At 58.3% G+C, this 19,161-nt stretch carries 16 protein-coding genes; 14 read left to right on the top strand and 2 right to left on the bottom strand.

The window, feature by feature from the left end; translation table 11 throughout:
* The first annotated feature begins 29 nt into the window (after positions 1–29).
* The 12 genes from VN622_01290 to VN622_01235 all read left to right on the top strand — a co-directional run bounded on the left by VN622_01290 (position 30) and on the right by VN622_01235 (position 12,536).
* Positions 30–1,238, top strand: coding sequence for a glycosyltransferase family 4 protein (locus tag VN622_01290; GenBank protein ID HWR34486.1), 1,209 nt, complete (start codon positions 30–32; stop codon positions 1,236–1,238).
* Positions 1,235–2,149, top strand: coding sequence for a glycosyltransferase family 2 protein (locus VN622_01285; protein HWR34485.1), 915 nt, complete (start codon positions 1,235–1,237; stop codon positions 2,147–2,149). Before VN622_01290 ends, VN622_01285 begins: the two co-directional genes overlap by 4 nt.
* 109 nt (positions 2,150–2,258) lie before the next feature.
* Entirely contained in the window at positions 2,259–4,445 is a 2,187-nt protein-coding gene (locus tag VN622_01280; protein HWR34484.1) for a bi-domain-containing oxidoreductase, read from the top strand.
* A gap of 19 nt (positions 4,446–4,464) precedes the next feature.
* Positions 4,465–5,715 (top strand): glycosyltransferase, encoded by a 1,251-nt coding sequence (locus VN622_01275; protein ID HWR34483.1) that lies wholly within the window; start codon positions 4,465–4,467, stop codon positions 5,713–5,715.
* Positions 5,708–6,691, top strand: a complete 984-nt coding sequence (locus VN622_01270) for a D-glucuronyl C5-epimerase family protein (GenBank protein HWR34482.1) — start codon at positions 5,708–5,710, stop codon at positions 6,689–6,691. The genes VN622_01275 and VN622_01270 overlap by 8 nt, the downstream gene beginning before the upstream one ends.
* Positions 6,692–7,978, top strand: coding sequence for a glycosyltransferase family 4 protein (locus tag VN622_01265; protein ID HWR34481.1), 1,287 nt, complete (start codon positions 6,692–6,694; stop codon positions 7,976–7,978).
* Positions 7,975–9,003 carry an NAD-dependent epimerase/dehydratase family protein gene (locus VN622_01260; GenBank protein ID HWR34480.1) on the top strand — a complete coding sequence of 343 codons (1,029 nt, stop codon included), beginning with the start codon at positions 7,975–7,977 and terminating at the stop codon, positions 9,001–9,003. Before VN622_01265 ends, VN622_01260 begins: the two co-directional genes overlap by 4 nt.
* 19 nt (positions 9,004–9,022) lie before the next feature.
* On the top strand, positions 9,023–9,649 hold the full coding sequence (locus VN622_01255; GenBank protein ID HWR34479.1) for a sugar transferase: 627 nt from the start codon (positions 9,023–9,025) through the stop codon (positions 9,647–9,649).
* Between the two features lie 56 nt (positions 9,650–9,705).
* Positions 9,706–10,773: a UDP-N-acetylglucosamine 2-epimerase (non-hydrolyzing) gene (wecB, locus tag VN622_01250; protein ID HWR34478.1), complete on the top strand. Its 1,068-nt coding sequence runs from the start codon at positions 9,706–9,708 to the stop codon at positions 10,771–10,773.
* A 128-nt stretch (positions 10,774–10,901) separates the two neighbouring features.
* Positions 10,902–11,399, top strand: coding sequence for a carbonic anhydrase (locus tag VN622_01245; protein HWR34477.1), 498 nt, complete (start codon positions 10,902–10,904; stop codon positions 11,397–11,399).
* 142 nt (positions 11,400–11,541) lie between these two features.
* Positions 11,542–11,796, top strand: a complete 255-nt coding sequence (locus tag VN622_01240) for a hypothetical protein (GenBank protein ID HWR34476.1) — start codon at positions 11,542–11,544, stop codon at positions 11,794–11,796.
* On the top strand, positions 11,793–12,536 hold the full coding sequence (locus VN622_01235; protein HWR34475.1) for a hypothetical protein: 744 nt from the start codon (positions 11,793–11,795) through the stop codon (positions 12,534–12,536). Before VN622_01240 ends, VN622_01235 begins: the two co-directional genes overlap by 4 nt.
* Before the next feature lie 210 nt (positions 12,537–12,746).
* On the opposite strand, the gene VN622_01230 is transcribed toward VN622_01235, so the two are convergent.
* A complete protein-coding gene (locus tag VN622_01230) occupies positions 12,747–13,619 on the bottom strand; it encodes a polysaccharide biosynthesis/export family protein (protein ID HWR34474.1) in 873 nt (290 codons plus the stop codon).
* Positions 13,620–14,484: 865 nt separating this feature from the next.
* Here VN622_01230 and lhgO point away from each other — a divergent pair.
* The gene (gene lhgO / locus VN622_01225; GenBank protein ID HWR34473.1) at positions 14,485–15,738 is read left to right on the top strand and encodes an L-2-hydroxyglutarate oxidase; all 1,254 of its coding nucleotides are present in this window, start codon (positions 14,485–14,487) and stop codon (positions 15,736–15,738) included.
* A 143-nt stretch (positions 15,739–15,881) separates the two neighbouring features.
* Complete coding sequence (locus VN622_01220) at positions 15,882–16,841, top strand: UDP-glucuronic acid decarboxylase family protein (GenBank protein HWR34472.1); 960 nt, start codon at positions 15,882–15,884, stop codon at positions 16,839–16,841.
* A gap of 132 nt (positions 16,842–16,973) precedes the next feature.
* Here the strand turns inward: VN622_01220 and argS are convergent, their stop codons facing one another.
* A complete protein-coding gene (gene argS / locus VN622_01215; protein ID HWR34471.1) occupies positions 16,974–19,148 on the bottom strand; it encodes an arginine--tRNA ligase in 2,175 nt (724 codons plus the stop codon).
* Positions 19,149–19,161: the final 13 nt, after the last annotated feature.

The raw sequence follows: 19,161 nt of genomic DNA, 5'->3' as shown, positions 1-19,161 counted from the left end.
ACCGGGAACATCAACCCGAGACATCAGCGATGAAGCCCCGGCTACTCGTGTTTCTCGGACGCTATCTGCCAGGCTTTAAATCCGGCGGGCCCGTTCGAACCATTTCGTCGATGGTCGAATTGCTCGCACCGCATTACGATTTCTTTATCGTCACACTGAACAGCGACTCCGGCAATTTAAAGCCCTACTCCACAGTCATCACAGATCAGTGGAACCAGGTTGGAAAAGCGAAGGTATTCTATGTTTCGACCATCAGCTTAAGCGCGCTGCGCCAGGCCGTTGCCAACGTCAAGCCTGACGTCGTCTATCTGAACGGATACTTTTCTGCGTCCTCCATGAAAGCCCTGCTGCTGCGCCGCTTCGGTTTGCTCGGTCGTGTACCGGTTGTGCTCGCCACCCGAGGCGATCTCGCGCCCGGTGCACTCGGACTGAAGAGTTTGAAGAAGCGTACTTACATCGCAGTTGCCAGCAAACTCGGTCTCTACAATCGTCTGCTGTGGCAGGCATCGTCGTCCCGCGAAGAGGCTGACACGCAGCGCCTGATTTCACAGAACGGCGTCGCGGACTCGGCAATTCACGTAGCGCCCGATCTTGCGTGCGGATACCAGGCTATTGCCGGTGAGCGCCGCAAGCGCAGTGGCCATGCGTCATTCGTTACGGTATCGCGCATCGCGCGAATGAAAAATCTGCCATTCACGCTTGACCGATTGAAGGATCTTCGCGGCCAGGTCACCTTCGACATCTTCGGCCCGCTTGAAGACAAGGTTCTCTGGGCGGAGTGTGAGCAGAAAATCCGCGAGTTGCCACCCAACATCGTCGTCCGATACCACGGCAGCATGGAGCCTCAACAGGTTCTCGCCGAACTTGCCGCGCGTGAGTTCTTCATCTTGCCGACATTGGGCGAGAACTACGGACATGTCATCATCGACGGCGCTTCCGCCGGATGCCCGGTCATCATCAGTGACCGCACTCAATGGCGACACCTCGCGCAGCAAGGCTTCGGATGGGATATTCCGCTCGATGACCCTGATCAGTGGAGAACAGTTTTGCAATACTGTATCGACATGGACGTTGGCGACTATCAGCGACTGTCTGCGCGTGCAGCCGAGTTCGGACGCACGGTCATGACCAGCAGCGCCACCCTGCAGGCGAACATCGGTTTGTTCGAACGTGCTTTGGTCCGGACCTCGCCGTCGACACCGTCGAATGCAGCACACGCCGCAAAGGTGGGCCGATGACTGCCCGCCTAACCGTACTGGTGCCGACCTTTAATGAAGAGGTCAACTTGTCACAGTGCCTCGGCAGCATCATGGGCTGGGCCGACCAGGTTTTCGTCGTTGATTCATTCAGCACTGATCGCACTGTTGAGATCGCCCGCGCGATGGGCGCGACCGTCGTCGAGCACAAGTTCGACGGCTACGCCGATCAGAAGAACTGGGCCATGGACACTCTGCCGTTCAGGAACGAATGGCTGCTCATCCTCGACGCTGATGAGTACGTCACGCCCGAGCTTCGCGACGAGATCGCCTCACTCATCGCACAGGACGGCAACGGGTGCGATGGCTTCTACATCAACCGGCGCTTCATCTTCTATGACAAGTGGATCAAACACTGTGGGTGGTATCCGAGTTGGAACCTGCGCCTATTCCGGCACGCTCTGGGGCGTTACGAAAGCCGCCCGGTGGATGAACATATCCTTCTGAACGGTCGAACCGGCTTCTGCCAAGCGGAGATGATCCACCGTGACCTGCATGACATGACGTGGTGGATCGCGAAGCACAATCATTACGCTTCGCTCAATGCAATCGCGTATGAGCAGATCGAGCGCGGAGAAAGTAGCGAGTCGCGCATACGGCCACGGTTGTTCGGCAGCCAGCCCGAACGCCGCCGCTATCTCAAGGAGAACGTGTGGCGTCATCTGCCCGGCCGCGGCCTCCTCTATTTTGTGTACATGTACTTCTTCTGCCTCGGCTTTCTTGATGGAAGGATGGGCTTTGTCTTCTGCGCCATGCACGGCATCTTCGAATACTTCAAAGTCATCAAGTGCTGGGAAGCGCAGCATCTGGATAAACTTCGCCCGGTGCAGCACGAAGCGATTAGAGAATCTGCGCCGGCAACTGCGAACGCCGGTTCCGTGCGCTCCCATTGACACGCTCGTTCGATTCCATCGTGTGCGAATTACGAATGCAGGCTTTCATTGACGAGGCTCGAACCTTAAGATGGTGCAGCAACTTACTTGCTGCAAGGCGTGACTCGTTATGAAGCAGATGTTCCAATCGGCCCGGACAGGGCAGAGCACCATCGTTGAAGTCCCGGCCCCCGCTCTCGTTCCCGGACACGTCCTCGTCGCCAATGCGGCTTCGCTAGTCTCGGCGGGAACAGAGCGCATTGTTATCGAGTTCGCCGAAATGAATCTGCTCCAGAAAGCAAAGGCTCGCCCCGACCTCGTTCGACAGGTGCTCGACAAAGCTCGGCGCGACGGTCTGCTTACCACGCTGGATGCCGTGCGCAGCCGCCTCGACAAACCGATCAGCCTTGGATACAGCAGCGCCGGAACCGTGATCGCCGTCGGCGAAGGCCTCAGCGACATCAGAGTGGGAGATCGCGTCGCCTGCTCAGGCATGGACCACGCCAGTCACGCGGAAATTCTCTCCGTGCCGCGCCTGCTCGTCACTCCCATACCCGATGGAAACGTCAGCTTCGAAGCGGCAGCCTTCACCACTATCGGCGCGATCGCGATGCACGGCATCCGTTTGGCGGAAGTCAACCTCGGCGAAACCGTAGCTGTCATCGGCCTGGGACTCATCGGACTCCTTACCGTCCAGATGTTGAAGGCCGCCGGATGCGATGTTGTCGGCATTGACCTCGATGCTGAACGCTGCGACCTTGCCAAACAGTGCGGCGCGGATGCAACCGCCACAAGCGCATCGCAGTTTGAGGCGCTCGTCTCGGAGCGCACCCGTGGAGTAGGCGCGGACTCAGTAATTATCACCGCAGCGAGTTCCAGCAACGGACCTGTCGAACTAGCGGGTGACATCGCGCGCTCACGTGCAATCGTGGTTGCCGTCGGCGCCATCGGCACGCACCTGCCCCGCAAGACTTACTACGAGAAGGAACTCGATTTCCGCATTTCGCGCTCATACGGGCCGGGCCGCTACGATGCCGAGTACGAAGAGAAGGGGCACGACTACCCAATCTCTTACGTGCGCTGGACCGAGTCGCGTAACATGCAGGCCTTCCTCGCGCTTGTCGCGGCTGGCAGAGTCAGAGTGGATTCGCTCATCACTCACCGCTACGGCATCGACCAGGCCACCACAGCCTACGACCTCATCACCGGCAAACTTCCAGAGCGCTTCATGGGTGTGCTCATCAGCTACCCCGGCAATGTTGCGATCTCGCGCCGCCAGGACTTGCCAATCGCTGTCGCCGCGATGGCAGGGAAGTCCGGGGCTGTGCGCGTAGGGATGCTCGGCGCTGGCCTTTTCGCCACACAGATTCTCCTTCCGGCCATGAAGAAGGTGGCTGGCGTAGAGTTCGCAGGTGTCTGCACGGCAACTGGGGGCACTGGCCATCACGTCGCCTCGCGTTTCGGCTTCCGCTACTGCGCCACCGACGAGGCGGAACTTCTTGCCGATCCCAAGGTCGATCTCATGGTCATTGCCACACGGCACGGTCTGCACGCGCAGCAGGTTCAAGCAGCGCTGCGCGCCGGCAAACACGTATTCTGCGAAAAACCGCTCTGTCTCGATCGAGACCAGCTTGTGTCCATCGCGCACACCGCTGCGGAGGCGAACGGTTCGCTGCTCATGGTCGGATACAACAGGCGTTTCGCCCCTATGGCTGTTGAACTGAAGCGCTTCTTCTCCGACGGTCGCGAGCCCATCGTTGCACACTATCGCGTAAACGCCGGAGCCATTCCGGCAACGCATTGGGTTCACGATCCCGTGCACGGAGGCGGGCGCATCATCGGCGAGGTCTGCCATTTTGTAGACTTCCTGATGTTCGTCACCGGTTCGGAGCCAGTCTCGGTCTTCGCCAGTGCATTGCCGACAACCGGAACACCGCCTGACAATGTTGCGGTTACCATCCGGTTTGCCAACGGCTCGCTCGGCACCGTGAACTACGTTTCCACAGGTGACAGGGTGTTCAGCAAGGAGCGCGTCGAAGTCATGGGTCGTAACCGCGTCGCCGTGCTCGACGACTTCCGCCAACTCGAACTCGTTCGCGACGGGCGCAGCAAGTCGATCAAATCACGACTCCGGCAAGACAAAGGACATCAGGGAGAATGGCAGGCTTTCGCTTCCGCCTGCAAAGGTGGCGTGTCGCCGATCGCATTCCGCGACATCGTGGCGGGCACGCTCGCCACATTTGCGATCAACGACAGTCTGCGCGAGAACGCTCCCGTAGCGGTCAACGTGGACAGCTTTTTGGCTGCAAGTCTGTGAAGGGCGGCGCCAACTGCTTATGAGCGACGCTCTCAATATTCTCGTCCTGACAACAATGTTTCCGCATCGCCCTGGCGACAAGGACGGAAACTTTATCCACGACCAGGTGTGCGAGCTCGCCGCGATGGACGCGCGCGTCACAGTGCTTGTCTGCAAGCCTCGCCTGCCCAGAGCGCTTGGCCTGCTCGCCAATCCGCTGAAGCGCGACGTCGATCCCGCTGTTTATGCCGGGAGTAAATTCCAGGTCAAAACCGCAAACTACTTCAGTTTGCCGCGATACGCGCTCGGCACCAAGGCAGCGCGCTTCACCTGCTCGGGCGTCATGCCCTCCGTTCGCTCCATCTGCAGCGCCCAGCGCACGCAACTCATTCACGCGCATGGCATCACGCTCGGCCATGTCGCCATCGAGGCCTCCTCCGAGCTCGGCATCCCCAGCATTGTCACCATGCACGGTATCGACACCACTCCGCGCATCACCAGCACGGCAGCCAAGCGTCGCCAAATCGGAAGCATGCTCGCCGCCGTCGGACGCGTCGTCCTCGTGGGTTCGCCGCTAACGGAGTACTACAGCCAGTTTGTTTCCAATACGAAGAACTTCATCGTTGTCGGAAACGGTTTCCGCATCTATCCCGGCCTTCAGCCGTCCGCGCTCATTCCGCGGGTTGAACAGACGCGCGTTGTTGCCGTCAGCCATCTTTTTCCGGAAAAGGGTTTCGACGTTCTCATCCGCGGCCTCGCGCTGCTCCGCGCTCGCGGCTATCCTTCCGTCGAGGCCGTTCTCGTCGGCGAGGGACCTGAGCGCCCGATGCTCGAACTCCTTGCTCGCGAACTTAACCTGGCCGACCGAGTACATTTCACCGGAGCCCTGGCACATCCCGAAGCCGAGTCCGAAGTCATGGCTGGCGACATCTTCTGTCTCCCGAGTTGGCGCGAGGCCTTCGGCATCATGTATGCCGAAGCCATGGCTCTGGGCAAACTCGTCATCGGATGCCGGGGCCAGGGGCCTTCGGATTTCATCACGCACCGCGATACCGGTTACCTGCTCGAACCGCAAAGTCCCGAGTCAGTCGCCGACGCCCTTGCGTGGGCGATCAGCAATCCAGAAGCCGCACGCGACGCGGCTTTTCGCGGACGCGAATACGCACACCGCCGATTGACTTGGCGTAACAATGCAGAGACAATGCATCATCTCTACAACGAGCTGATTACATCTTTCCCCGCGAGGCAGGCAGACGGCGAGAGCGCTTGCCACAGAACAAGCAATGCTTAAGTCACTGCGAACGCGGCTCAACTACTATCGCCGCATCTTCGGCGCGTACCTCACGTCGCGCAACAGCCAGTTAACTTTCTGGCATGAGCAGCCGGAGATGAACCGCTTCACTCCCGGCGAACTCGGCTCGTACTACATGACGTTCACGTCGAAGGCAGACTACGCTGGCCCATTCGACAGGTCCGGCGTTCCCCTCCTCGACTACCTCGGCGTAATCGGCCGGCAGCACAATCCCATCGCCATCGCGCAGTACGCTCTTGGGAATTACAACGTGTTCGTCGCAACGGGCGATGGATCTCGCCGAACCAAGTTTCTAAGCACTGCTGATTGGCTCGTTGATCACCTCGAACAGAACGAAGGCGGCTTCTGGGTTTGGAACCATCACTTCGATTTCGAGTACCGCACGCCGCTGCGCGCTCCGTGGTATTCCGGACTGGCCCAGGGGCAGGGAATCTCGGTGCTCGTTCGCGCCTACAGCGAGACTCACGATGACCGCTATTTAGATGCTGCTCGCCGCGCCTTCCAGTGTCTGCTCGCGCTAGCCGAAAACGGCGGCGTGATTCACCAGGATGCAGAAGGCAATCGCTGGATAGAGGAGTACATCGTCGATCCGCCGACGCACATCCTCAACGGTTTCATGTGGGCGCTGTGGGGTGTGTACGATTTCATGTTGCTCACCGGCGACAAAGATGCGCGCAAGGTCTGGGCCGATTCGCTCGCGACCATCAAGGCTAACCTGCACGACTATGACAACGGCTACTGGTCGCTTTACGAGCAGTCCGGCACGCCGCTCAGAATGATCGCCAGCCCGTTCTATCACCAGTTGCACATCGTTCAGTTAGACGTGATGCACCGGCTTACCGGAGACGTGTTCTTCGCCACCTATGCCGATCGCTGGCGACAGTACCAGCGCAGCCGCTTCCGTCGCGGACACGCTCTAATTCACAAGACAATTTTTAAGCTCTCTTATTACTGAATGAAGATTCTGTATGTATCGCAACATTACCCTCCCGAGATGGGTGCGCTTGCCGGCCGTGCAGCCGAACTAAGCCAGCACTGGGCAGCGTCCGGTCACCAGGCGTCTGTGTTGACTGGTTTCCCCAATCACCCTACGGGCGTGATCGAGCCGGAATATCGCGATAAGTTCCGACGCCTCTTCTATCGCGAACAGGTCCACGGCGTAGACGTGGTACGAACCTGGTTGCTGCCATTCCCGAATCGCAAACCCATGGAGCGGGTGCTCAACTACGGTTCGTTCTGCGCTTCGGCTGCCGTGCGTGGCAGCTTTCTCGAACGTCCTGACGTCGTGATCGGCACCTCGCCGCCGCTCCCGATCGCCATGGCCGGATACGCCATTGCGCGCGTGCAGCGCGTTCCGTTTATCTTCGAAGTACGCGACCTCTGGCCGGAATCGCTGGAGGGGGTGGGCCTTGGGGCGGAGCGCTCTGTCGTTTACCGCTCCGTCGCTTCCATTGTGCGCTTCCTCTACAAGCACAGCGACCACATCGTCGTCGTCACGCCCGCGTTCAAGGAATACCTCGCCGAGCGTTGGGGCGTGCCTCGCGAAAAGATGTCGATCGTCGTTAACGGCGTTGAGACCGACGTCTTCAGCCCCGGCGATCCATCGGACGAAATTCGCCGGGAGTTCCAGTTGGAAGGGAAGTTTGTCGCCTCTTACATCGGCACGATGGGCATGGCCCACGGCCTCGAGACCGTTCTCGATGCTGCACGGCTTTTGCAGAAGACCGTGCCCGACGTTGTTCTTCTCCTGGTCGGCGAAGGTACGTATCGCCAGAACCTGATCGAGAAAGCGCGCGAACTCAATCTCACAAACCTGCGCTTCGTCGGCCAGCAGCGTCGCGAAAGGATTTCTTCGATCATTCGCACATCCGACGTTTGTCTCGTGCTGCTCAAGAACTCCGAAGTATTCAAAACCGTTATCCCCACAAAGATGCTCGAATTCTTGTCCTGTGCGCGTCCGGTTGTTCTCGCCGTCGAAGGACAAGCGCGCCAGATTCTCGAGGCGACTGGGGGCGGCATCGCCGTCGAGCCTGAGAACCCCGTCGCCATAGCCAACGCTATCAAGACCATGTACGCGAATCCCGAACAGCGGGCCCGCTGCGGCGAGAGTGGCCGCCGCTACATTCTTGACAATATGTCGCGTGAGTCCACGGCGCGTACTTTTGCTGAAGTCCTTCGAAAGGTCAAGAGTGACGGACGGATTCGCCTCCGCACTGCGACCGTTAGCGGGGTGGAGCCATGACCACACTGGCCATCACCGGAGCTAGCGGCTTCATCGGACGCGACCTTCTCACGCTTGCTCTCGAACGCGGATATCGCGTCAAAGCCCTTATGCATAGGAACGCTCCTGACGAGCGTGCGGCTGCGTTGTCCAACGTCGAAGGCGTTGAATTCGTTCAGGGCGACGTCACGGATATCATCTCTGTCGAGCGATTCGTCTCTGGCGCGGACGTCGTCATTCACCTGGCTGGAGTTGCACATACGCGTCTCGTAACTGAGGAAGATCGCGACAGCGCACGCGCCGTCAATGTCGGCGGCTCACGCAACCTGCTCAATGCCGCCGCGCGGCTTGGCGTGCGTCGTGTCGTACTCGCTTCCAGCGCCAACGTTTACAAGGGTCAGTGCGGCGTCGGCATAAACGAGAACGCAACTCTGGCCGCCGAGAATCTCTATGCTGAAACCAAGATCGAACTTGAACGGCTCGCAAACTCTGTCCCGCGCGCCCGAGCGGTCGCGGCTGTGATCGGCGCTGCTAAATCGACAGGACTTGAGATTGTGATCGGACGCCCCTCGCTCACCTACGGGGCGAACGTCCGCTTTAACCTGCACAAGCTTATGCGCGCCATCGACCATGGTTTCTACTTTCATGTCGGCTTACGCGAAGTCATTCGCAGCTTCTGCTCCGTTCACAATGCTGCCAGCGCCTTCCTGCACCTGGCTGAAAAGGGCGTTTCCGGCGAGGCTTACAACATCGCCGATCGCGATCCCATGTTGCTGGGAAATTTCGTCAACGACCTCGCCATGCGCATGAATCGCCGCCTACCCGTGCACGTTCCGTATCCGCTCGTATGGTCGGGTGCAGCCGCCTTCAGCATTCTCAAACTCGTCGGACGCGAAGGTCCCATCAGTTTCGATTCATTGAAGAAGCTCACCGCGCCTTTCTCGCTCAGCACAGGCAAGCTGGCGGCCACCGGTTTCCGCTGGCCGGATTCCGGCGAGCGCGCGCGCCAGCAGATGGTAGAGGCCTACTTGGCAGGGAAGTCCTAGACTTATGTTCTCCGGAGAGATGGCAACAGCAGTTACGAGCACCCGCACCACCGTCGCACGCCGCCCGGGTCGCGGATACCGGATCGCGAAGCGTGTCTTTGACGTCGCGTGCGCGCTTGTTCTGTTGATTCTACTCGGCGTCCCGCTGCTGTTGATTGCAGTTGCTATTCGCCTGACAAGCAGCGGACCGGCGCTCTATTGGTCAGATCGTGTCGGCGTCCGTAACCTTATCTTCCGAATGCCCAAGTTCCGGTCTATGCGTGTCGATGCTCCGCAACTAGCGACTCACCTGTTGACGGACCCCGATGCGTACCTCACCCCAATCGGCGGAGTGCTGCGTCGTTCCAGCCTCGACGAACTGCCTCAACTTGTTTCCATTCTTCGGGGAGACCTCAGCTTCGTAGGGCCGCGTCCCGCTCTGTTCAATCAGGATGACCTTGTGTCGCTCCGAACAGAGTGCGGCGTCCATGAAGTTATTCCCGGACTCACCGGATGGGCGCAAATCAACGGGCGTGACACCATCTCCATTCCGGACAAGGTAACGCTGGACCGTTATTATCTCGAGCACTGCTCGTTCTGGTTCGATATCAAAATTCTGGCGATGACCTTTTTCAAGGTCTTGCGCAAGCAAGACATCAAGCACTGAGCCTGTTCGGATCGTCTGTTAGGCTGATTCGCGCAGTCGTCTTAACAGGAAAATATATGCGACTTCTCCATGTGGTTGGAGCACGTCCGAACTTCATGAAAGTTTCGCCCGTGTGGCGTGCGCTCTCGACGCGCAACGGCGTCGAGCAGGTGCTCGTACACACCGGCCAGCACTACGACGTCAACATGTCCGGCGTCTTCTTTCAGCAGCTTTCGATTCCTGCGCCCGACGTGAATCTCGGCGTTGGCTCTGGCTCTCATGCGCAGCAGACGGCGGAGATCATGGCCAGCTTCGAGAAAGTTGTCGTCGGGTGCCGCCCCGATCTCGTGCTCGTCTACGGCGACGTCAACTCGACCGTTGCCGCCGCGCTCGTCTGTTCCAAGCTCCAGATACGCGTGGCACACGTCGAGGCCGGCCTTCGCGCGTTTGACCGAACGATGCCTGAGGAGATCAATCGCGTCGTCACCGACCAGCTTTCCGACTTACTATTCACGCCATCGGCTGACGCAAACGCCAACCTGGAACGCGAGGGCATCGCATCCGGGAAGATCCACTTCGTCGGCAACGTGATGATCGACACCCTGATCAACCTGCTGCCGCAAGCCGAGCGCCTGCCCGCGAACGGCGTGCCTCGGCATTACATTCTGCTCACCTTGCATCGCCCGTCCAACGTGGACGACGCTTCGACTTTGCGTGAACTGTTGGAGGCACTGGTTGCCATCGGCAATCGGGTCCCGATCATCTTCCCGGTGCATCCGCGAACGCGTCAGCGCATTGACGACCTGGGGTTCAAAGCCGGCGAGCACCGCGGAATTCTGCTCTTTGAACCCAAGCCGTATCTCGACTTCCTCAACCTGCAGCGTCGCGCCACTGCCGTCATCACGGACTCCGGCGGCATTCAGGAAGAGACGACATATCTCGGCGTCCCCTGCCTCACCGTGCGCGAGAATACTGAGCGTCCCATTACCATCACGATGGGTACCAACACGCTCGTAGGCCGCGACTTCGCCCTTTTGCGCGGAGAGCTTGAGCGCATCCTCGATGGTCACCGCAAGCCGCACCAGGTACCGCCGCTATGGGATGGACAAGCCTCGGAACGCATTGCCGGCATCATCACCGGATGAGCAAGTCGGCTCGGTGCTTGCTGCTCCATTCCCGGGCTAGATCGAAAACGTACGCACTGAATAGTTAGACAAAAACCCTCTCGGGTAAGAGAATCAGAACCCACGTTCAGGATCGGCGGTACATCATTGTGAGCGCAATCGATAAAGTCTTGCAGCGCAATGCCGAATTCGCGCTGAACTATGATCCGGAATCAATCTCGCCGCAGCCGCGCCTGAAGCTGGCGGTGCTCGCGTGTATGGACACGCGCATCACGCTCGCGGCGCTAAGGCTGAAGCCGCAGGACGCGCACTTCATACGGAACGCAGGAGGCATTGTCACCGACGATGCCCTGCGCTCTCTGCTGGTCTCGCATTACTTCCTGGGGACAAAGGAAGTAATGGTCATCAACCACACCGATTGCGGACTTATGAAGGCCAGCGAGGAGGACATGCACGAAGCCGTAGAGCGTGAGGCCGGACTGCCGCCAAACAGCCCCGTGTGTTTCTATGCTTTCAGCGATGTTGAGAACAACGTTCGAGAGCAGATGTCGAAGCTCGAAGCGCACAGTTGGATTCGCGAGAGGTTGATCATCCGCGGCTTCGTATTCGATGTGAAGACGGGCAGGCTGAGCGAGGTCCATCAGTAGCTCCGTAAGCTCCGGAGCGCATACCTTCCGTCATTCGCGCATTCGCACTCGATGTGTTTAGCGCAACTGTTGCAAGCAGATCGAAAAAATTATGAAGTCATGGCCCTGTCTTCTGGTGTCAAAACCACCAACGAGAAGATTCATGCACATAAGGAACAGAGCACAACTTGTGACCGGCATCCTGCTGCTTGTGCTGGTTACGCCGTGGATATCGGTGGCTCAGGAAACCCCGTCCAATACGAACGATAAGCCGGATAGCGAAATCCGTAAAGCCGTTCGCAAAGCCAAGGCAGAAGGCAAGCACACGAGTGGCCTCCCATTGTCTATGGGAGAATACGACGTAATCACCAGCTTCGATCAAGCCCTTGCTAACAGCACACCAGAGAAGCTTTTATGAAGACAAAAGTACTACTAGTCGCCATCGGTATTCTCGCCACCGCCCTTGTTGCGTACTCGCAACCACACAACATAAAGAGAGAGAAAGAAAGGGATGACCCGCGCATCCAGAAGAGCGTGCGTGAGGCGAAGGAAAAGAAACACAACAAGGTGGTGTTAGCGGCATCAGGTCAAGGAGCGGCCATGGTTCTCGGAATCGATCAAGCGCTCCAAGAGCATGTGGCGGTGATTGTGACTCCGATTGGACACGTCGCAAAGGTGGACCGATTGGGCGAGTCGATTTATTCCTGGTACAAGTTCACCGTCTTGGAGTCTTTGTGCAGGCCGGTTCCTGGTGGAGTAGTTCCAGAGGACGTTCCGTCCTCCCTTTTACCTGTTCGTCCTGGCGAAGTGCTCGCCATCTTGCCTGGCGGTGTGCTGGACGTGGATGGAGTCAGAGTCGAGGAACTAGTCACCGGTCTGCCCTTCTTCGAAGATGGCAAGCAGTATCTGCTCTTTCTTTCTTTCCTTGGCCCTCGATCATTTGCAGACCGTGCTTTCGGCAAACTGACACTCGGTACGGTCGGAGTGTTCTCCATTGCGGAAGATCGTCTTCTGCCGGCAGCTAAAGGGCGCAACCCTCTTTCCGTCGACCTGCGCGACCGGTTCGACAGCAGCCTACGAGTGCTCCGGAGCTACGCAAGCGCCAACTGTGCACATTTAAAGCACGCGGTAAATACCGCAAACGGAGAAAACAAATGAGAGCAATACTCGTAATTCTGAGTTTCTCGTTATCGTTCTTCGGGAGTGCAGCGAAAGCTCAAAACCAATGCATGGGCGGGTGGGCCACCCTAGCGTTAGGAGGGTGCCCGGTCCTAGCTTTGCTAGGGCGGGGAAGTTTTTTCGTCCGGAATGAATTCCGCAAGCCGCGACACCGATTTTCTTCTAACAGGCTGACCTCGTTGCCCGCCGTTAGCGCGATGTCCTTATTACGGTCACAGCGCTGACCATTCCCAACGCAGTCTCCAACGATCTACGCATCACACCCTTGGCCGCGCTGTTTGGCACAAAGACAATGTCGTCCTGTTGGAGTTCAATGTCCTGCGCCTTGGCCTTCATGATCTTCGAGAGCGGCACAGGGATTTCGACGAGTCCTGTTTCCGTCTTGCGAATCACCCTGGTACCATCCAGTGCTGCACCGCGTGTTGTGCCATGCGCCATGGCAATCGCCTTCAGTACCGTGAAGCCTTTCATGTTGTCCATCATCACGCCGCTCGGGGCCGTCACTTCGCCGACAACGTAAACCATTCCGGCCTTGCCCACGACCACCGTGTCTCCGGGAGAAACCAGGATGTTGCCGTCCATCGACCGCGCCGGGTCACGAGAGATTACAACCGTCTCTGGTGTTTCGGGCTTGCTGCGGTGCGTGATCGTGACGATAGATCCTGCCGTTGGCAACAGGCCGCCTGCCGCTGCGAAGATGTCGAACAAACGACGCTCGCCACTCACCGGGTATACGCCCGGACGATTCACTTCGCCAAGCAGGCTGATGCCATGAGCATATTCCACAACGCTGATTGAGACATGAGGATTCTTCAGGAAGCCACCGTCCATCAGCAACTTCTCAACTTTCGCTTGCGCCTCTTCCAAACTTAATCCTGCCAGGGCAACGTCGTTCAATAACGGCAGATACACATTGCCTGAGCTGTTCAGTCGCGCTTTCTGCGACAACTCCGGCACTCCATAAACCACGATATCGACGCCATCGCCAGCCGAGAGCCTGCTGCTCGCGAGTCCCGGGATAGCGCCGGAGGTCGAGAGCGAAGGCATGGTTGGCGCAGACACAGCAGGCGGGCTCCCCGCCGTTTCATCGGCCTGTGCTGTCGTAAGCAACGGGCACGCAAATACAACAAAAACCAACAACACGTTGCAAATAATGCGAGCGAACGAAGATACCCTTAATGCTGAGTCATGCATGGATGATCCCTGTAAATGTCAACGAAGCCTACAACGATAGCATTATGGTTCCCGGTTGCGTTGTGGCACTCTTGGACGCGCTTGGTGGCGTACCGTAAGTCGCGCCGGGTTTAGGCGGCTGCGATGCAAAGAACTTTCGACTGCGCAGCCGTCGGAGTTCTGCCGTAAACTTAGCACTACGGCGAAGAAGGTACATGCTCAAACTGCGGATCCGAGTCAGTGTTTTCGAACGAGCGTGCCCGTGCTGTGGGAGCACCGATGTGCGCCGCTCAAGGAGTTCGCGTCCGGCAACCGCCTTAACGCGATTTCTCATGCTTTTCCTCGCGCGCGTACCCTTTGTGTGCGAGAGCTGTGATTACCGCTTCCTTGCGCTCTGGGCCCCTTACGCTCGCCGACGCTATCAGCTTTATCCGCTGCAAGCGGGTGACCCTCAGGATGGTCATCTGCAGGCCTCAGAGCAAGAGCATTTCGCCTATTCCGGCCAGCCTCTCACTGAGGGCGACCGGCCCCCAGCGCGCTGATTGAATCTTCGACATCGTGGTCGATAGCAATGGCGAAGTGACGTTGCCTGTTGGACCTGCTTCCCGCGTACACCTCCAGGTTGTCTCGCCAGCATCTTCAAAAAGTGAAAACGGACTGAAGAACCCATGGCATTTAGCTTCCCGGCGAGTACGATTATGAGTACGGAGGCGTGATCATCAGCCGAATCCCTCGGCGTTCCTCACGGCAATGCATGTCTCGCCCCTATGATGTGATTATCATCGGTGCAGGTATCGTCGGCCTTGGCACGGCGCTCGAGTTAACGCAGCGCTTTCCCGGCATTCGTCTTATAGTTCTGGAAAAAGAAGATCGTTTGGCCGCGCACCAGACGGGGCGCAACAGCGGCGTTATTCATTCCGGCCTCTACTACAAACCAGGTTCGCTAAAGGCAAAGATGTGCGTCCACGGCGCTGCCGAGATGATCGCCTTCTGTCGCGAGCATGGCATCCCACACGACATCTGCGGCAAACTCATCGTCGCCACGAGCCGCGCCGAATTACCCGCCCTCGACGAACTCTACCGACGCGGTCTTGCCAACGGCGTTGCAGGCCTGCGTATCCTCTCGGCCGAACAGATTCGAGAAGTCGAGCCGCACGCAGCCGGCGTTCGCGGCATCTTCGTCCCCGGGACAGGCATAACGGACTACAGCATGGTCGCCGCCAAATACGCCGAACTCATCTCGAGCCGCGGCAGCGAAGTCAAAACCGGCGCGCAGGTCACCGGCCTGGTTCGAAGTGCAAACGAAACCGTCGTGCATACGCCGATTGGCGAGCTCACCGGTCGCTATGTGGTTAACTGTGCGGGCCTGCAAAGTGATTACATCAGCCGCATGGCCGGTGCCGAACTCGATCTATGCATCGTGCCATTTCGCGGTGAATACTACGAGATCGTCCCCGGTAAGCACGATCTCGTTCATGGTCTCATTTATCCTGTAACCGATCCCAGGCTCCCGTTTCTCGGTGTCCACTTCACGCGTCGCGTTCACGGAGGCGTTGAGGCCGGTCCCAACGCCGTTCTCGCCTTTGCCCGCGAAGGATACGAGAAGTCATCCTTCAAGCTTTCCGAAATGCTCGATACAGCATTGTTTCCAGGATTCTGGCTCATGGCAGCCAGGCATTGGAAGAGCGGCTTTGGCGAGTACTACCGTTCGCTTTCGAAACACGCCTTCGTCCGTGCGTTGCAAAAACTGCTCCCCGAGCTTACCGCCGCAGACATCCGGCGCGGCGGGGCAGGTGTACGCGCCCAGGCAATCGACCGGAAGGGCAAGCTTGTTGACGACTTCCGATTCATCCACACCGAGGGCATGGTGCATGTCTGCAACGTGCCCTCGCCTGCGGCAACGGCTTCGCTCGTCATCGGTCGCGCTATCGTTGACATGATGCAGGAGCGCTTCTCCCTCGCGAAAGCTCGCCCCACTTCGATGAACATTCCTGACTGCGCCCACTAGCGTAGCGCAAAAAACTCGGTCGCAAACGGAACTGCGCTTCGTTCGCACGCTGGTGCGATTTTCTGTACGAAACGGATACTCTCAACGCTTCCGCTACATTCTGCATCTCATCTCTGGTGCGCTGACAAGGTTCGTTTGGAGGTATGCCGGTGAGGACGATCGTCACGGGAGGCGGTGGATTTCTCGGATCGCATCTTTGCGACGCTCTTATCGCGGAAGGACATTATGTCGTCGCCGTCGACAATCTGCTGACGGGGCGCTTGGACAATCTCCGCCAGTTGGCGAATGAGCCCCGCTTCGAATTTGTGCAGCACGATGTCTGCGAGCAATTCGACGTTGGCCCCATCGATTACGTGTTCCACTTCGCCAGCCCAGCCAGCCCCGTGGACTACATGATTCATGGTATTTCTACGCTTACCGCCGGTTCGCTGGGCACCTTCAACGCGCTCGATTTGGCGCGCACGTACGGTGCGAAGTTTCTTCTCGCCTCCACCTCCGAGTGCTACGGCGATCCGCACGTGCATCCTCAACCGGAGACATATTGGGGTCATGTGAACCCGATTGGCCCCCGTTCCGTGTACGACGAAGCCAAGCGTTTCTCCGAAGCCACAACGATGGCGTATCACCGATACTTCGGCCTGGACACGCGCATTGCGCGCATCTTCAATACCTACGGCCCGCGGCTTCAACTCAATGATGGACGCGTCATCGCGAACTTCATGAAGCAGGCTCTTCGCGGCGAAGACCTCACGGTATATGGCGATGGCCTGCAGACGCGCAGTTTCTGTTACGTCTCCGACGAGATCGAAGGTATCCTCCGTCTCGCCCTGTCGGACGAACACCTTCCCACCAACATCGGCAATCCTGATGAGTTCACCATACTTGAGTGCGCCAGGCTCGTCCTAAAAGTAACGGACTCCTCAAGCAAGATCACATTCGAATCGCTGCCCGAAGACGACCCCAGGCAACGCTGTCCAGACATAGCAAAAGCGAAAGTTCGATTGGGCTGGGAACCAAGAATCAATTTGGACTCAGGCTTGCGACTCTCGCTCGACTACTTTCGCCAGGTTGTTGCCGCCGGCTCACAGGAAGTCGCGAGTTAGGAGACAACGCACACACAGGTAGTGACGCTCTCGGGCTGCCTGCGGGTGAAGCTGCCTGTTGGCACCTTAGTCGTTGTCTTTCATTCTTCGCTCTCCTGCTGATACTTTCTCCAGGCCAGCCACGCGACAAATCTACATCACCGTTGGCGCGCTGACGCCCATAATGGCCAGCACTCGAATTAGTTCCCGCTGGACCACGGCCGCCGTCGTCATCAGAAATTGCTTTCGACCCTCGTCAGACTCGGTGAGGATGTGGTGGCGATGGTAGAAGTTGCTGAACTGCTGCGCCAACTGGAAAGCGTGTTTTGCCAGGTAAGCAGGTTCGGTCGCGGCAATCGCCTGTTCGATGATGTGGGAAGTTTGCGAGGCCAGCACCCAGAGCTGCCAGATTTCCGTTCCCGTCTCACCCTCAAAATACGGTGCAAAGGATACCCCAGGGGTTGAAGCCCCTTGAGTGGTGTCTGCCTGAATGCAGGGCTGAAGCCCTGCTCCACCCGCCTGTACTCCACCCGCTATCGGTGCTCCACCCGCCTTGGCCAGAACTTCTTCGGCAGTTGTACCGCCTTTGCGGAAGATGTTGGCGGCGCGCACGATGGCGTATTGCGCGTAAGGACCGGTCTCGCCCTCGAAGGACAGCGCCTCGCGGAAGTCGAAGGCAATGACCGATTGCTTCGTGAACTTGAGCATGAAGTAGCGCAACGCACCTATTGCGATCTGCGTGGCGATGTCGAGGCGCTCGTCGTCGGTCAGGTCAGGATGCCGTGAATCGACCTCGGCCTTTGCGGCCACAATGAGCTTGTCGAGCAGGTCGTCGGCCTTTACGCCGAAGCCTTTGCGTCCGCTGACTTCGATATACGAACGCTGCTGATCCTCTTCGCTGACCGTGTAGCCGAGCTCCATGGCGCAGCGAGGCGTCAATGCGACCATCTCGTAGCTGAAGTGCGTGTAGTGATCGGCCTTGTCGCCGTAGCCGAGCAGGCGGATGGCCTCCTTGACCGTCTCCTGAGGTTCGCTCTGGCGGGCGTCGATTACGTTATAAATTTCCGACACGCCTCCGAAGTGCGGATGGTCAGGCTCGCCGCCGGTGGGATCGGTAGAGATCCATGCCCAGTGCCCATCTGTGTACTGGAAAAACTTTTTATAGCCGAAATCAACAATACCGCGAGCTTGGATTCGATGCGGACCTGAAACATCAACACCGAGTAACCCAAATTTCCAGAGATGATACGCGATGTCTTTTCCGACGTACCCGACAGTACCGTTCGAGCGAACTATGACCTTTGCATCATCATCCGGATTTTGAAGGTCATCAGTGCCTTCGCCGCTGTCCGCAGCTTTGGGCATCTCTGTTTCAATTATCCCGGCGGACCAACCGACCGCACCCGGGCGGGTCATGACCCAACAGCCCTTGTTCTTGCCTGTAGTCACACGGCGAAGAACACCCTTGGCTTTGAGTTGCTCGAACGCGGTGTTCCAGAAGTGCAGGCGGAGGATTTCGCTCTCGCGCGGCAGGAAGTCGTACTCGATCTGGAGACGCTCCATCGTCTCCAGATGGCGATGCAGCACGGCCGTGGAGATGAGCTCCGCTATCTCCGAAAGTTCGTTTCCGCCCTGCTCGATAGCGTGCAATGTATCAAGTCTTACTTGAAGGTTTGCTTTGTCTTCCGCGTACCACTGCGACACCTTGGCGTAGAGATCCCAGCAGTAGTAGTCAAACTTGGGAGTGGACTCGATGAGCTGCTCGATCTCCGCCTTGGACTTGTGGTCGATGTACACAAAGCCGACGACGACGTCGGCTACCTGAACGCCTGTGTTGTCGATGTAGTTCTGTACATCGACTTGCCTGCCGGCAGCGCGGAGCAGGCGCACGAACGTATCGCCAAGAATCGAGTTGCGCAGGTGTCCGATGTGCGCGGCCTTGTTGGGATTGATGGACGTGTGCTCGACCAGGATCTTCTCGTCGCGGACGACGGCGGCTTCCTGGGCGGTGAGCTGCTGCTCGGCGTCGCGAACCACCTGCGAGGCAAGCGCGGCACGGTCGACGCGAGCGTTAATGTATCCAGCGCCCGCGACCTCGAAAGGCAGGAACCCATCGATGGGCGGTATGGTCGCGATGAACTCTTCGGCGATCTTGCGCGGAGCTTTGCGCAGGCGTTTGGCCAACTCGAACGATAGCGGGAGAGCGTACTCGCCCATCTCAATCTTCGGAGGCTGCTCGACGACAATATTGGAGAGTTCGACTTGGTATTTGTCGCGCAGAAAGTCGCGGACGTGTTGCACAAGACGGCGCTGGAGCTGTCGATACACGTTTGTTCCTTCG

This window comes from Clostridia bacterium (genome assembly GCA_035561135.1).
Classification (GTDB): domain Bacteria; phylum Acidobacteriota; class Terriglobia; order Terriglobales; family Acidobacteriaceae; genus DATMYA01.
Note: the sequence above shows the minus strand (reverse complement) of the source record. Positions and strands in the feature narration are given on the sequence as shown.